The following is a 12,865-nucleotide window of genomic DNA, read 5'->3' as shown; positions in this document are numbered from 1 at the left end:
CCGCGCCGTATTTCGTTGCTACTCGGATGTTTCCGCTCGCTGGGCCGGATTCGCACCCGAGATCGGTTCATAGAGGGCGATGTGCCAGGCGGAGCCGGGCGTCGGCCGTATCACGGCGCGGCGTTCGTGCGGTCCGATGACCGGCTGCGCGGCTTCGAAACCTCCGGCGCGCAGCCGGTTCAACGCGGCATCCAGGTCGTCCACCTTGATCGCGAGGAACGGGCTGTCGTCCTCGCGGTCGGTGCCCGCGAGCATCACGCGGACGCCATCGCTGTCGAACTGGGCCCAGCGGTCGCCGTCGACGACGGTGGGTTCGGTAGCGAGGACGGCGGCCAGCAGTGCCACCGTGGCGGGCAGGTCGTCGGTGGGGTAGGCGGGGCCGATCCGTTGGATCGTCATGGGTGGGTCCTAACAGTGCGTGGTGCGGGCTCGTTCAGGAACGCCGCTCGGCGTGGGCGGCGCGTACGACCTCGTAGGTGGCGGTGTTGGCCCGGACCGCCTCGGGCAGGTCGTCGGCCATGCTCAGGAAGCCGTGGAACATGCCGTCGCAGCGGTGGATCGCCGCCGGGACACCGGCTCGCCGCAGCCGCTGCCCGTAGTCCTCGCCCTCGTCGCGCAGCGGATCGAACTCCGCGGTGACGATGTGTGCGGGCGGGAGCCCGGCCAGGTCGGCGGTGAGTGGGTTGGCGTACGGATCGGCGCCGTCGTGCGAGCCCAGGTACTGACGCCAATACCAGCGCAGGTGGGCGGCGGTGGTGAAATAGCTGTCGGCGTTGTCGCGGTAGGACGCCGTGGCGCAGGCCGGATCGAGCATGGGATACAGCAGCAGTTGCCGGGCGATCTCGGGGCCGCCTCGATCGCGTGCCATCAACGTGGTCACCGCGGCGAGGTTGCCGCCCGCGCTGTCCCCGGCCACGACGAGGCAGGCGGGATCGCCGCCCAGCGATTCGGCGTGGTCGGCGACCCAGCGCAGCGCCGCGTACGCGTCCTCGGCCGCCGCGGGGAACCGGTGCTCGGGCGCCTGCCGGTAGTCCACCGACACCACGATCGCCTCCGCCCCGACGGCCATGGCCCGGCAGAACCGGTCATGGCTGTCGAGGCTGCAGATCACGAATCCGCCGCCGTGGCAGAAGATCACGATCGGAGGCGGCTGCACCGCCGCGGCGGGACGATAGACGCGGACGCGGATCTCGGGTGCGCCCGGCGGGCCGGGAATCAGTCGATCCCACACCTCGGCGACGGGAATCGGATCGATGACCGGCGCGGGACGGGCGGCGAGCAGCCGCCGGGCCTCGGCGGCATCGAGCACTTCGGTGCCCAATTTCGGGAACGCGGCGCCCGCGGCCTCGACGATCGCCCGCGCCTGTGGTGTCAGCGGCATCGCGGCTCGCCCCTTTCGCTACTGCTCGAGGTCCGGTGGCAGGAACTTGCCCGCCGCCAGGCCGCCGTCGATCGTCACCTCGGCGCCGGTGATGTAGGCCGAGGCGTCGGAAGCAAGGAACGCGACCAGCTCGGCGACCTCCTCCGGCGCGCCGGTGCGTTGCAGCGGCAGGGAGGGGAAGCTGCCGGGGCCGGTGGTCAGGTACGGGACCATCGGGGTCGCGATCGGGCCAGGATGCACCGAGTTGACCCGGATTCCGGCCGGGCCCAGTTCGAGCGCGGCGGTCTTGGTCAGCCCGCGCAGGCCCCATTTCGAGGAGCCGTAGGCGGAGTGACCCATCAGCCCTTCGAGGCCCGCCTGCGAGGAGATGTTGACGATCGAGCCGCCGCCCGCCCGCGTCATCGGCCCGATCGCCGCCTGGATGCCGCGGAACGGACCGACCAGATTCACCCGCAGGATTCGCTCCAACTCCTCCGGCGCGGTGTCGCTCAGCGGCTTCGCGGTGTAGATGGCGGCGTTGTTCACCAGGACGTCCAGCGTGCCGAACGCCGAAACCGCCGTGCCGACGGCGGCCTCCCAGTCGTCACCGCTGCCGACGTCATGCCGGACGAAACGTGCGGCGGCGCCCAACGATTCGGCCAGTTGCGCGCCTTCGGCTTCCAGCACGTCGGTGATCACCACCCGGGCGCCGCGCTCCACGAACAGCCGCGCCTCGGCGGCGCCCTGTCCTCGGGCGGCGCCGGTGATCAGGGCGACCTTCCCACTCAGGTCAACCATGTCGAACTCCTCGTTGTCTTGCGGGGTCAGCTGTTGCGGAAGTGGGGGATGACCTTCTCGCCCCAATGCCGGATGGTCTCCAGGCAGGCCTCCTGCGGCACGGTGCCCATCTGGATGAGGCAGAGGATCTCGTCGGCGCCCGCCGCCTGCAGACGCTCGACGTAGGCGATGGCGTCCTCGGGGCTGCCGTAGGCGTGCTCGACGTTGAAGACCGAGGTGGCGCCGGTCTTCACGGGGATCTTGGCCTCGTGCAGGTAGGCCACGTGGTCGTCGGCGGCCTGCTTGATGGCGGCGACTTCGTCCGCGTTCGGGTCCACGGCCTCGTCGGGAGCCGGACCCGCGCCGTAGTAGTGCTTGATGGACTGGGCGAAGAAGCGCTGTCCGCGGGCGCCGATCTGCTGGGCCTTCTCCCGGTCGTCGAGGACGATGGTGGGGCACAGCGCCGCGAAATGATCGTTCACGACGGTCGAGACGAAACGCTCACCGGTGCGCGCGGCGATCGCCTCGTCATAGGTGCGCCGCAGTTCGGCGATCTCCTCCACGCCCGCGAAACCCAGCACGAGCGCGCCGATTCCGTAGTCGGCGGCCATTTTCAGCGTGTCCTTCTTGGTGCACGCCATGAACAGCGGCGGATGCGGCAGCTGCTCCGGCCGCGGCAGCAGCGAATGCGGCGAGACCTGCAAGAGTTCGCCGTTGTACTCGAATTCGGCCTCGGGATCCTGCCATGCCTTGCCGATCATGCGCAGCGACTCCTCGACCTCCTGGTAGGTGCGCTCGGGGTCGACACCGCACATGGAGGTCTCCACCGGCGTCGCGCCGCGGCCCGCGCCGAGGTTGAGCCGGCCGCCGGACAGCACGTCGAGCATCGCTGCGCGTTCGGCCGCCCGCACGGGGTGGTTGAAGTTGAACGGCATGCACACCACGCCGTGCCCGATCCGGATCCGTTCGGTCTTGGCGGCCACCCAGGTCAGGAAGACCTCAGGGGCGCTCATGTGCGCGTACCACTTCAAGCCGTGGTGCTCGACCGCCCAGACGGTGTCGAATCCCATCTCGTCGGCGAGTACCGCCTGCTCGACACAGTCGCGCAGCACCTGGTGCTCGTGCTCACGCGAGGGGTTGGCCATCTGGGCCTCGAAGATCATCGAGAACTTCATCCGGTCTCCTTCTCGACGCCCGATCGGGCGTTTCCGGTTTCGTCGGGGTGATTCGTCCCGCTGCGGGACAGTCGGAAGCTGTATGCCTAATCGAAATATGACCGCTGGAATTTCTCAGGTCAGGAGCTAGTCCCGGTGGGCGGGACCATCCGGTGCCGTGCCCCGGTGGGCGACCTAGCGTCGGTGCGCAAGGGACGGTCAGAGAGGACGGAAATCGGTGGGACAACTCGACGGCAAGGTGGCGCTGGTCACCGGCGGGGCGCGCGGGATGGGCGCCGAGCACGTACGGCAGTTCGTGGCCGAGGGCGCGCGGGTGGTGTTCGGTGACGTGCTCGATCACGAGGGAACGGCGCTGGCCGCGGAACTGGGTGACGCCGCGCGGTACGTGCACCACGATGTGACCAGCGAGGCCGATTGGTCCGCTGCGGTGTCGGAGGCGGTCGGCCACTACGGGCGGCTGGACGCGGTGGTGAACAACGCGGGCATCCTGCGGTTCGTCCCGATCGCCGAAATGGCTCTGGCGGATTTCACCGCGATCATGTCGGTCAACGTGACCGGCACCTGGCTGGGCATCAAGACCGCCGCACCGGCGCTGGCCGAGACCGGCGGCGGTGCGGTCGTGAACGTCTCCTCGGTGGAGGGGTTCGTCGGCGCCGCGGGCCTGTCCGCCTACAGCGCGAGCAAGTTCGCGATCCGCGGCATCACCAAGTCGGCCGCCCGCGAGCTCGGCCATCTGGGTATCCGAGTCAACTCGCTGCACCCGGGCGGCATCGCCACGACCATGACCGCGGCGGTGTCCGGTGCGTCCGGCGTCGACGGCGACGGTTTCTTCGCGAGCCTGCCGATCCCGCGCTGGGGGCAGCCCGTCGAGGTCTCCCATGTGGCGGTGTTCCTGGCCTCGGACGCGGCGAGTTATTGCACCGGAGGCGAATTCGTGGTCGACGGCGGCATGCTCACCGGCTGCGGCTACTGACGGGAAGCGACGCGATGACTCAGGAATTCGAATTCGACGTGGTGGTCGTCGGTTCCGGCGCCGCGGGCATGACCGCCGCCCTCACGGCCGCCTACCGTGGACTTTCGGTGACGCTGATCGAGAAAGGCCGAGCGTTCGGCGGCTCCACGGCACGGTCCGGCGGCGGCATCTGGATCCCGAACAACCCGGTACTCCAGCGCGAAGGCGTGCCCGACAGCCCGGAACTTGCCCGCACCTATCTCGCGGCCGTGGTGGGCGATCGGGTACCGGAGGCCAGGCAGCGGGCGTTTCTCGAGCGCGGACCGGAGATGATGCGCTACCTCGGCGCTCGCAGCAAATATTGGGAATTCGTCTACGACCGTGGCTATTCCGACTACCACCCCGAGTTCCCCGGTGGTCTCGCCCAGGGACGCAGCATCGAGCCGGCCCCGCTGGACGGACGGCTGCTCGGCGGCGACCTGCACAAGATCAACCAGCCGACCATGTCCGGTCCCAAGGGCATCGCCTTCACCGTCAGCGACTTCCACGATCTGAACATGATCGCCCGCACCTGGGCCGGGAAGCGCACCGCGATCAAGGTCGGTATCCAAGCGGTGGGGAACAAGCTGCGCGGACGGCTGCCGCTGAGCCTGGGCAAGGCCCTCGCGGCCCGGCTGTGGCTGTCGCTGCGCGACGCCGGGGTGCCGGTGTGGCTGAACACGCCGCTGACCGAACTGATCACCGAGGGCAACGCGGTGGTCGGCGTACGCGCCGAACGCGACGGGACGCCGGTGGTGATCAAGGCGCGCCGCGGCGTGGTGCTGGCGGCGGGCGGCTTCGAGCACAACCTGGAGATGCGTCGGCAGTACATGAGCGGCCCCCAGTCCACCGAATGGACGGTGGGCGCCACCGAGAACGTCGGTGAGGGCATCGTCGCGGGCCAGAAGGCCGGCGGCGCGGTCGATCTCATGGACGACGCCTGGTGGGGACCGTCCGTGCGCAATCCCGACGGGCCGCCGTTCTTCTGCCTCGCCGAGCGCTCCCAGCCCGGCGGCATCATGGTGAACCACGCGGGCGAGCGGTTCGTCAACGAATCGGCCCCCTACGTGAACGTCGTGCACAAGATGTACGAGCAGGAAGCGGCGGGCGTCGGGCACATCCCGGCGTACTTCATCATGGACCAGCGGTTCCGGGACCGGTACCTGTTCCTGGGCAACTTCCCGAAGCGTCCGCTTCCGCAGAAGTACCTGGATGCCGGGATCATCCAGCAGGCAGACACTTTGGCCGAGCTCGCGGCGAAGATCGGCGTGCCGCCCGCGGCGCTCACCGCGACGGTGGAGCGCTTCAACGGTTTCGCCCGTGCCGGTCGCGACGAGGACTTCCGCCGTGGTGATTCCGCGTACGACCGCTACTACGGCGACCCGACGGTGCGGCCCAATCCGTGCCTGGCACCGATCGAGCAGGGGCCGTTCTACGCCGTCGAGATGGTGCCGGGTGATCTGGGCACCAAGGGCGGTTTGGTCACCGACGAGCACGCGCGCGTCCTCGACAGCGACGACCAGCCCATCCCCGGCCTGTACGCGGCGGGGAACAACTCGGCCTCGGTGATGGGCAACGACTACGCGGGCGCGGGCGCGACCATCGGTCCCGCCATGGTGTTCGGCTACATCGCGGCCGGTCATATCGCAGGGAACCAGCCGGGAACGACCGAACGTCGGGCGCAGACATCGGAAGGAGCGCGTTGATGGGACGCGTCGAGGGTAAGAACGTGATCGTCACCGGCGGCGCCCGAGGAATGGGTGCGGCCTTCGCGCGGCGGCTGGTCGCCGAGGGCGCCAGAGTGTTGATCAGCGACGTCCTGGTGGACGATGGCGTGGCTCTGGCCGCCGAGCTGGGCGACGCGGCGACCTTCCTCCCGCTCGACGTCACCGACGAGTCGGCCTGGAACGACGTGGTCACCTACACCGAGAAGGTCTTCGGGCCGGTCTCGGGCCTGGTCAACAACGCGGGCATCGTCCACGTCGATCCGATCGAGAAGCTGTCGGAAGCCGATTTCCGCAAGGTGATCGACGTCAACCAGGTCGGGGTGTTCCTCGGCATGAAGACGGTGCTGGGGTCGATGCGCCGGGCCGGAGGCGGCTCCATCGTCAATATCTCCTCGATCGGCGGCATCATCGCCTTCTCCAACATCCTCGGCTACACCGCGTCCAAATGGGCCGTGCGCGGCATGACCAAGACCGCCGCCCAGGAGTTCGCCGCCGACGACATTCGCGTCAACTCGGTGCACCCCGGTGTCGTAGTCACCGAGATGACCGCGGAATCGGCACGCTCGCAGGGCATGTCGGGCAATCAGCCGATCCGCAGGGCCGGCCGTCCCGAGGAACTGGCGAACCTGGTGCTGTTCCTGATCAGTGACGAGTCGAGCTTCAGCACCGGCTCGGAATTCGTGGCGGACGGCGGCTACACGTGCCTGTGAGGACCACCGGCAGAGCAAACCGGCGGGCCGACCGCCGAGCGAGACAAGGAAATCGACCGTGAAGAATTTCGAGGGCAGGACCGCGGTGATCACCGGCGCGGGCGCGGGCATCGGCCGGGCGTTGGCGGTCGAACTCGCCCGCCGCGGTGCACGGCTGGCGCTGTCGGGCCGCAACGTGGAGAACGTCGCCGAGACCGCGGCGCTGTGTGCCAAGGAAGGCGCGCAAGCGCGCGCGTACAAGCTGGACGTGACCGACCGGGCGGCGGTGTACCGCCACGCCGACGAGGTGGCCGAGGACTTCGGCGGGATCAATCTGGTGGTCAACAACGCCGGAGTCTCGCTGACCGCGAATGTGGAAGAACTCGGCTGGGCCGACTTCGAATGGATCGTCGGCATCAACTTCTGGGGCGTCGCCTACGGCACGAAGGCGTTCCTGCCTCATGTCATCGCCTCCGGTGACGGCCATATCGCGAACGTGTCGAGCATGTTCGGCCTGGCCGCCTGCCCAAGCCAGGGCGCATACAGTGCGACGAAATTCGCCATTCGCGCCTTCACCGACGCGCTGCGGCAGGAGATGAACATCGCCGGGCACGCGGTGGGCGTCAGCAGCGTGCATCCGGGCATGATCAAGACCGAGATCGCCTGGAAGGCGCGGGCGGGCGGCGATCGCGATCGCGACGCGCTGGCCGCCAACTTCGACCGCCTGGCCAAGACCACCCCGGAGCACGCCGCGCGGGTCATCGTGAACGGTATCCGCAAGAACAAGGCGAAGATCTTGATCGGCGCGGACGCCCACGTCATCGATTGGCTGCCAAGGGTTTTCGGATCCGGATACCAGAAGATCCTCACCGCGCAGATGAAGAACGAGGTCGCCTGACACGCGGCGCGCAGATCCTGTGGGCGGCAGGTGCTTGTCAGCAGCCGGACGCGTTCTCGCTGATTACCCACTACACAAGGTGGTCCTAACCGAACCGGGTCCTTCGCGACCTGGCGGGGTAGGACCGCCTTGCTCGTTTCCGGCGCTTCGACAAGAAGGACGGCCCATGCTGAGGAGATGGCAATGGAGCGGGCTCGAGGCGGTGGCGCTCCAAGAGGCGATGCAGCGGTCTCCTGACCCATATAGCTATCCTGCCGCGTGGGGGGTGGTGCAACGGTGAATTGGGGTCGCCTACAGGTTCACCGGCGGCCCGGGAGGCGATCACCGGGGTAGAGCCGGGAAGTACTCAGGGCTGGGCACCCTGCGAACGCAGGATCCGTTTGAGGACCTTGCCTGCAGCGTTTCGAGGTAGTGCCGCTACGACCTCGATGCGACGCGGGGCCTTGTAACCGGCGATACGGGTCCGGGCCCAGGCGAGAATCTCTGTCGGGTCGATTTCGACGGGGCCGTCGGGGACGACGAAGGCGTGGCCGACTTCGCCGAGACGAGCGTCGGGGACACCGACTACTGCGGCTTCGGCGATCTCGGGATGGTCGAGGAGGATTCGCTCGATCTCGGCGGGGTGGACGTTGAACCCGCCCACGATGAACATGTCCGCGCGGCGGTCGGCGACGCGCAGGTAGCCGTTGGTGTCGAGGGTGCCGATATCGCCGGTGTGCAACCAGCCGCCGGAATCGATGGCCGCTGTTGTCGCTGCGGGGTCGTCGAGGTAACCGTGCATCACGTTGGAACCGGAAATCACGATCTCGCCGGGCTCACCCGCCCGCACCCGTCGCCCGGAATCGTCCACAACCCGAATCAGCGTGCCGGGCAGCGCTTTTCCTACGGTGTGCGCCAGGAGGTGTGCCGGTGCGTCGGGTGCGCAGATCGTGGCGACGCCGGTCGACTCGGTCAGTCCGTACCCGGTGAAGATGTTCTCGGCACCCAGTTCACAGCGGATCCGCTCCACCAATTCGGTCGGCACGCTCGAACCACCCGTGCCCGCCAGCCGCAGGGAACTCAGATCGTGGGCGGCGCGTCGGTGCGTGAGCAGGTCGTGGAAGAGGGTCGGTGGGCCGGTCAGCACGGTGATCCGCTCGCGCTCGATGGCGCTGAACACACGCTGCGGATCGAATCGGTCCACCGGCACCATGGTGGCGCCGCGTAACAGGCACGCGATGATCCCGGCCTTGTAGCCGAAGGTGTGGGAGAACGGGTTCACCAGCAGATACCTGTCGTCGCCGGAGAGAGTGACCGCATCGGCCCAACGGCTGAACGCCTCGATCGTCTGCCGGTGGGTGGACGGCACGCCTTTCGGCACTCCCGTGGTGCCGGAGGTGAACAGGATGTCGGAGACCGACTCCGGGTCCACGGACGCGATCCGCGCGTCGGCGTCCGCGACGGGAACTTCGGCGCCGAGTGCGAGAAATCGGGACCACGAGAGTTCCGCGGCGGTGTCGTCGAGCACGACGGTGGTGTGCAACTCCGGCAGCGCGCACCCCGACTCCCGCAGCATCCCCGGGTAGTCGGTGCCGAGGAATCCGGCCACGGTGAGCAACATGCGGCACCGGCCGCGAGCGAGGATGTCGGCCGCCTCGCGACCGCGCAGCCGAGTACTGATCGGGACGAGCGTCGCGCCCGCACCGAGCACGCCGAGCGCGGCGGTCACCCATCGCGCGGTGTTGGGCGCCCAGATCGCCACCCGATCGCCGGGCCGCACCGATCGTGCCAGCAATGCCCGTGTGACCCGCCGCGCCGCGACGGCGAGTTCGGCGTAGGTGAGCTGACCCTCCGGCGCCACCACCGCGATCCGCGCGCCGTGCCGCCGTGCCCGGTCGGCCAGTACCGCCGGAATGGTCGCGAGCTCACCGGTCGCCGCGCGCCGTCGATCCATGCCCCGATCGTGCCGCACCAGCCGTTCGCTTCGGACCGATCGCCGCCGAACATCCCGCTGACCGGGAATTCTCTCCCGGTCAGGAGTTCGCAGGTACCGCGTATCGCCCATCGGTACCGGGCGCGGTCGCGATATGGTACGTCGAGCGGTCGAGGGCGGCGACGACCGCATGCCGCCATCAGGTCGGCTCACGCGGGATCACTGGTCCTGCTCAGCGGGACCACGGGTACGGCAGGTGACCAGTGGCACGGCAGGCTCGAAACGAGCGACAGGTGTGTGCGCCGCGGTTCGCGCCGCGCACGGCCCGGTGTACGAGATCCGAATCGCGCTGAGGCGCGGAACGTTCAGTGATTGCCAAGGAGTGACATGACGGCCGGAGCAGAGCTAGTGGAGCGAAACGACGAGGCAGCGGGCGCGGGGCCGGTCGTCGAACTCGACGGCGCCTGTTCGCTGTCCCGGGAACGCATCGGCGGCAAGGCGTGGAGCGTCAACCGCATGCGCGCGCTCGGCCTCTCGGTGCCGCCCGCGTTCGTGATCACCGTCGAGGGCTGGGCCGACTTCTCCGCGCGCGGGGAGATCGGCGAGGACATCTGGCACGGTGTCCGGGCGGGCATCGCCGCTGTGGAGCGCGGCACCGGCCGCATCTTCGGATCCGGCACCCGCCCGCTGCTGGTGTCGGTCCGCTCGGGCGCGGCGGTCAGCATGCCGGGGATGATGGACACGGTACTCAACCTCGGCATGAACGAGGCGGTCGAGCGAGCGCTGGCGGCGGAGACCGGGAATCCGGGCTACGCGGCCGATACGCGGGAGCGGTTCCGTACCCAGTATCGCGAAACGGTGCTGGGTGATCCCGCCGGTGCGGTGCCGGAGGACCCCTGGGAGCAGTTGCGGGCGGCCATCAGTGCGGTGTTCCGGTCCTGGGATTCGCCCCGGGCGCAGACGTATCGGCGCAATCGCGGCGTGTCCGCAAGCCTCGGCACGGCGGTGACGGTGCAAGCCATGGTGTTCGGCAATCTCGACGAGAAGTCCGGTACCGGTGTGCTGTTCAGCCGCAACCCGAACACCGGAGAGCGCGCGACGTTCGGCGAGTGGCTGGTGGGCGGACAGGGTGAGGACGTGGTGTCCGGCCGGACCACTCCCCGGCCGCTCGACGAACTGGCGACGCTGTCACCGCAGGTGCACGCCGAACTCATCGCGGCGGCCGACCTGCTGGAACGCGACGGTCGCGATATCCAGGACATCGAATTCACCGTCGAGTCCGGCACCCTGTGGCTGTTGCAGTCGCGGTCGGCCAAGCGCTCGGCGCGGGCGGCGGTGCGTGCCGCGGTCGCGATGGCCGAGGAAGGGCTCATCGGCACCGACGAGGCGCTGAACCGGGTCACCGCCGACCAGGTGCGCACCGTGCTGCGCCCGGCGACCGGGGAGTACACCGGGACACCGCTCGCACGCGGCGAAGCGGCGTGTCCGGGCCTGGCCTCGGGTGTCGTCGTCACTGATCCGCACGAGGCCGAGCGTAGGGCGGAGACGGGCGAGGACGTGATCCTCGTCCGCCCGACCACCAGCCCCGACGACCTGCACGGCATGATCGCCGCCCGCGCGATCGTCACCGAATTGGGCGGCGCCACTTCGCATGCCGCACTGGTCGGCCGCGAGATCGGCAGGCCCTGCGTGGTCGGCTGCGGCCCCGGCGTCGTCGCGGCCCTCGCCGGTCAGGTGGTGACCGTGGACGGCGGTGCGGGCAGCGTCTGGCCGGGCCGGGTCGAAGGCAAACCCGTCGATGCGAGCACCCTCGCGGACGTCGGCCGATTGGCCGGGTGGGCGGGCACCGACGCCGACCGGTTGGCGGCGTGGCTCGACGCGCGCGCGACCGATGTCTCGGTGAAAGTAGATGTGGCATCCCCGGCGACCGTGACGGATATTCCCGACCTCGATTTGCTGCGGCTGATCGGGATCAAAGGCCGGGCCGCCCATGACGCGCTGGCCGCGGGCGTAGCTGCGTCTGCCGAGACGGTCGCCGCTCGATGCGAACAGCTGGTAACCGCGGGATGGTGCGCCGCGACACCGATCGGAGTGCGGCTCACACCCGAGGGCAGACAGCACCTGGACGGCCTGCTGGCGGCGGAGCGACGGACCGTCGACCGTGCCGCGATCGCCTCTGTCTACGCCGAATTCTGCGATTTCAACGGGGTTTTGAAAGAAGTCGTCACCGCCTGGCAGATGAAGGACCCGGCCACCGTCAACGATCATGCCGACGCCGACTACGACGGTGCGGTGCTGACCCGGCTGACCGACCTGCACGGCGCCGTGCAGCCGCTGCTGCGGCGGATCGGCGACGTCGCGCCCCGGCTGGCACGGTACGGCGTCCGCTTCGCACACGCCGTCGAGCGGATCGCCGATGGTGACCACGCTTGGGTCGCACGGCCGGTGCTCGACAGCTACCACACCGTGTGGTTCGAGTTGCACGAAGACCTGATCGGACTGTGCGGCCTGAGCCGCGCCGACGAGGCGGCGGCCGGCCGTGCCCACTGACAGCACGGGCGAAGCCACCGTGCCCGGTGACCGGTGGGTCGAGTTCGCCCAGATCGACAACGTCCGCGACCTGGGCGGGTTGCCCGTGCAGAACGGCGGCACAACCCGTTTCGGCGTCGTCTACCGTTCCAGCACGCCGCAGAATCTCACCGAGTCCGACATGGCGAAGCTGCTCGGACCGATCGGTCTGCGCACACTGATCGATCTCCGGCTGCCCGACGAGGTGGAGCGCGAGGGCTACGGCCTGCTGGCCACCGCCGACGTCCGGCGGGTCTGCCTCCCGGTGCGGAAATCGCCGCAATCCTCGCTCGCCGCACGAGATCTGGTCCCCGACTCGAGCCGGGTGGATCTGGTCGACTTGTACGACAAGCTGCTGGCGGGCAGCGCCGAGTCCATCGTCGCGGCGGTCCGGCTCGTCATCGACGCAGGCCACCACTCGGTGCTGTTCCACTGCGCCGCGGGCAAGGATCGCACCGGAGTGCTCGCAGCGGTGCTCCTGGACGCGGTGGGCGTGCCGCCGGAGGCGATCGCGGCCGATTACGCCCTGACCGGCGAACGCATGCACCGGGTCCGTGACCGGCTCGACGCGCTTCCGTCCTACACGGGGCTGCCCCCGGTCAGCACCGGCATTCTCGGCGTCGAGGCCGAAGTGATGCGGCGTTTTCTCGCGAAACTGTCCGCGGACCACGGCGGCGCGGCCGAGTGGTTGCTGGCCTGCGGGCTCACCACAGGGGAGCTGGCACGACTGCGTGCCGTGCTGATCGCGCCGGAATAGGACATCGCGGC

Annotated in this window: 11 protein-coding genes; 6 read left to right on the top strand and 5 right to left on the bottom strand. The window is 69.2% G+C overall.

The genetic code is table 11. From position 1 onward, the window contains the following. Positions 1-18 precede the first annotated feature (18 nt). From AB0L97_RS31795 to AB0L97_RS31780, 4 genes are read right to left on the bottom strand one after another with little or no spacing between them, the layout of a single operon-like run. Complete coding sequence (locus tag AB0L97_RS31795) at positions 19-399, bottom strand: hypothetical protein (protein ID WP_355075416.1); 381 nt, start codon at positions 397-399, stop codon at positions 19-21. Positions 400-433: 34 nt separating this feature from the next. Next, positions 434-1,381: an alpha/beta hydrolase gene (locus AB0L97_RS31790; protein WP_364436808.1), complete on the bottom strand. Its 948-nt coding sequence runs from the start codon at positions 1,379-1,381 to the stop codon at positions 434-436. Between the two features lie 18 nt (positions 1,382-1,399). Then, the gene (locus tag AB0L97_RS31785; RefSeq protein ID WP_364436805.1) at positions 1,400-2,158 is read right to left on the bottom strand and encodes a glucose 1-dehydrogenase; all 759 of its coding nucleotides are present in this window, start codon (positions 2,156-2,158) and stop codon (positions 1,400-1,402) included. A gap of 26 nt (positions 2,159-2,184) precedes the next feature. Further along, on the bottom strand, positions 2,185-3,312 hold the full coding sequence (locus tag AB0L97_RS31780) for an LLM class flavin-dependent oxidoreductase (protein ID WP_355075421.1): 1,128 nt from the start codon (positions 3,310-3,312) through the stop codon (positions 2,185-2,187). A gap of 217 nt (positions 3,313-3,529) precedes the next feature. On the opposite strand from AB0L97_RS31780, the gene AB0L97_RS31775 reads away from it, so the two are divergent. Genes AB0L97_RS31775 through AB0L97_RS31760 form a run of 4 tightly spaced genes read left to right on the top strand, consistent with a single transcriptional unit; the run spans position 3,530 to position 7,617 of the window. Continuing rightward, the gene (locus AB0L97_RS31775; protein ID WP_364436801.1) at positions 3,530-4,285 is read left to right on the top strand and encodes a glucose 1-dehydrogenase; all 756 of its coding nucleotides are present in this window, start codon (positions 3,530-3,532) and stop codon (positions 4,283-4,285) included. Positions 4,286-4,299: 14 nt separating this feature from the next. Continuing rightward, positions 4,300-6,009, top strand: a complete 1,710-nt coding sequence (kstD, locus tag AB0L97_RS31770) for a 3-oxosteroid 1-dehydrogenase (RefSeq protein ID WP_364436798.1) — start codon at positions 4,300-4,302, stop codon at positions 6,007-6,009. Continuing rightward, complete coding sequence (locus AB0L97_RS31765; protein WP_364436795.1) at positions 6,009-6,740, top strand: glucose 1-dehydrogenase; 732 nt, start codon at positions 6,009-6,011, stop codon at positions 6,738-6,740. Before kstD ends, AB0L97_RS31765 begins: the two co-directional genes overlap by 1 nt. A 58-nt stretch (positions 6,741-6,798) precedes the next feature. After that, positions 6,799-7,617, top strand: a complete 819-nt coding sequence (locus AB0L97_RS31760; protein ID WP_364436792.1) for an SDR family NAD(P)-dependent oxidoreductase — start codon at positions 6,799-6,801, stop codon at positions 7,615-7,617. A gap of 346 nt (positions 7,618-7,963) precedes the next feature. Here AB0L97_RS31760 and AB0L97_RS31755 read toward each other — a convergent pair whose 3' ends face one another. Further along, entirely contained in the window at positions 7,964-9,550 is a 1,587-nt protein-coding gene (locus tag AB0L97_RS31755; protein ID WP_364436789.1) for a FadD3 family acyl-CoA ligase, read from the bottom strand. Between the two features lie 366 nt (positions 9,551-9,916). On the opposite strand from AB0L97_RS31755, the gene AB0L97_RS31750 reads away from it, so the two are divergent. Continuing rightward, a complete protein-coding gene (locus AB0L97_RS31750) occupies positions 9,917-12,079 on the top strand; it encodes a pyruvate, phosphate dikinase (RefSeq protein ID WP_364436786.1) in 2,163 nt (720 codons plus the stop codon). Next, entirely contained in the window at positions 12,069-12,854 is a 786-nt protein-coding gene (locus AB0L97_RS31745) for a tyrosine-protein phosphatase (RefSeq protein WP_364436783.1), read from the top strand. Before AB0L97_RS31750 ends, AB0L97_RS31745 begins: the two co-directional genes overlap by 11 nt. Positions 12,855-12,865: the final 11 nt, after the last annotated feature.

Source organism: Nocardia sp. NPDC051911 (assembly GCF_040681035.1).
GTDB lineage: Bacteria > Actinomycetota > Actinomycetes > Mycobacteriales > Mycobacteriaceae > Nocardia > Nocardia sichangensis.
This window is presented reverse-complemented; position numbering and strand designations above follow the sequence as displayed.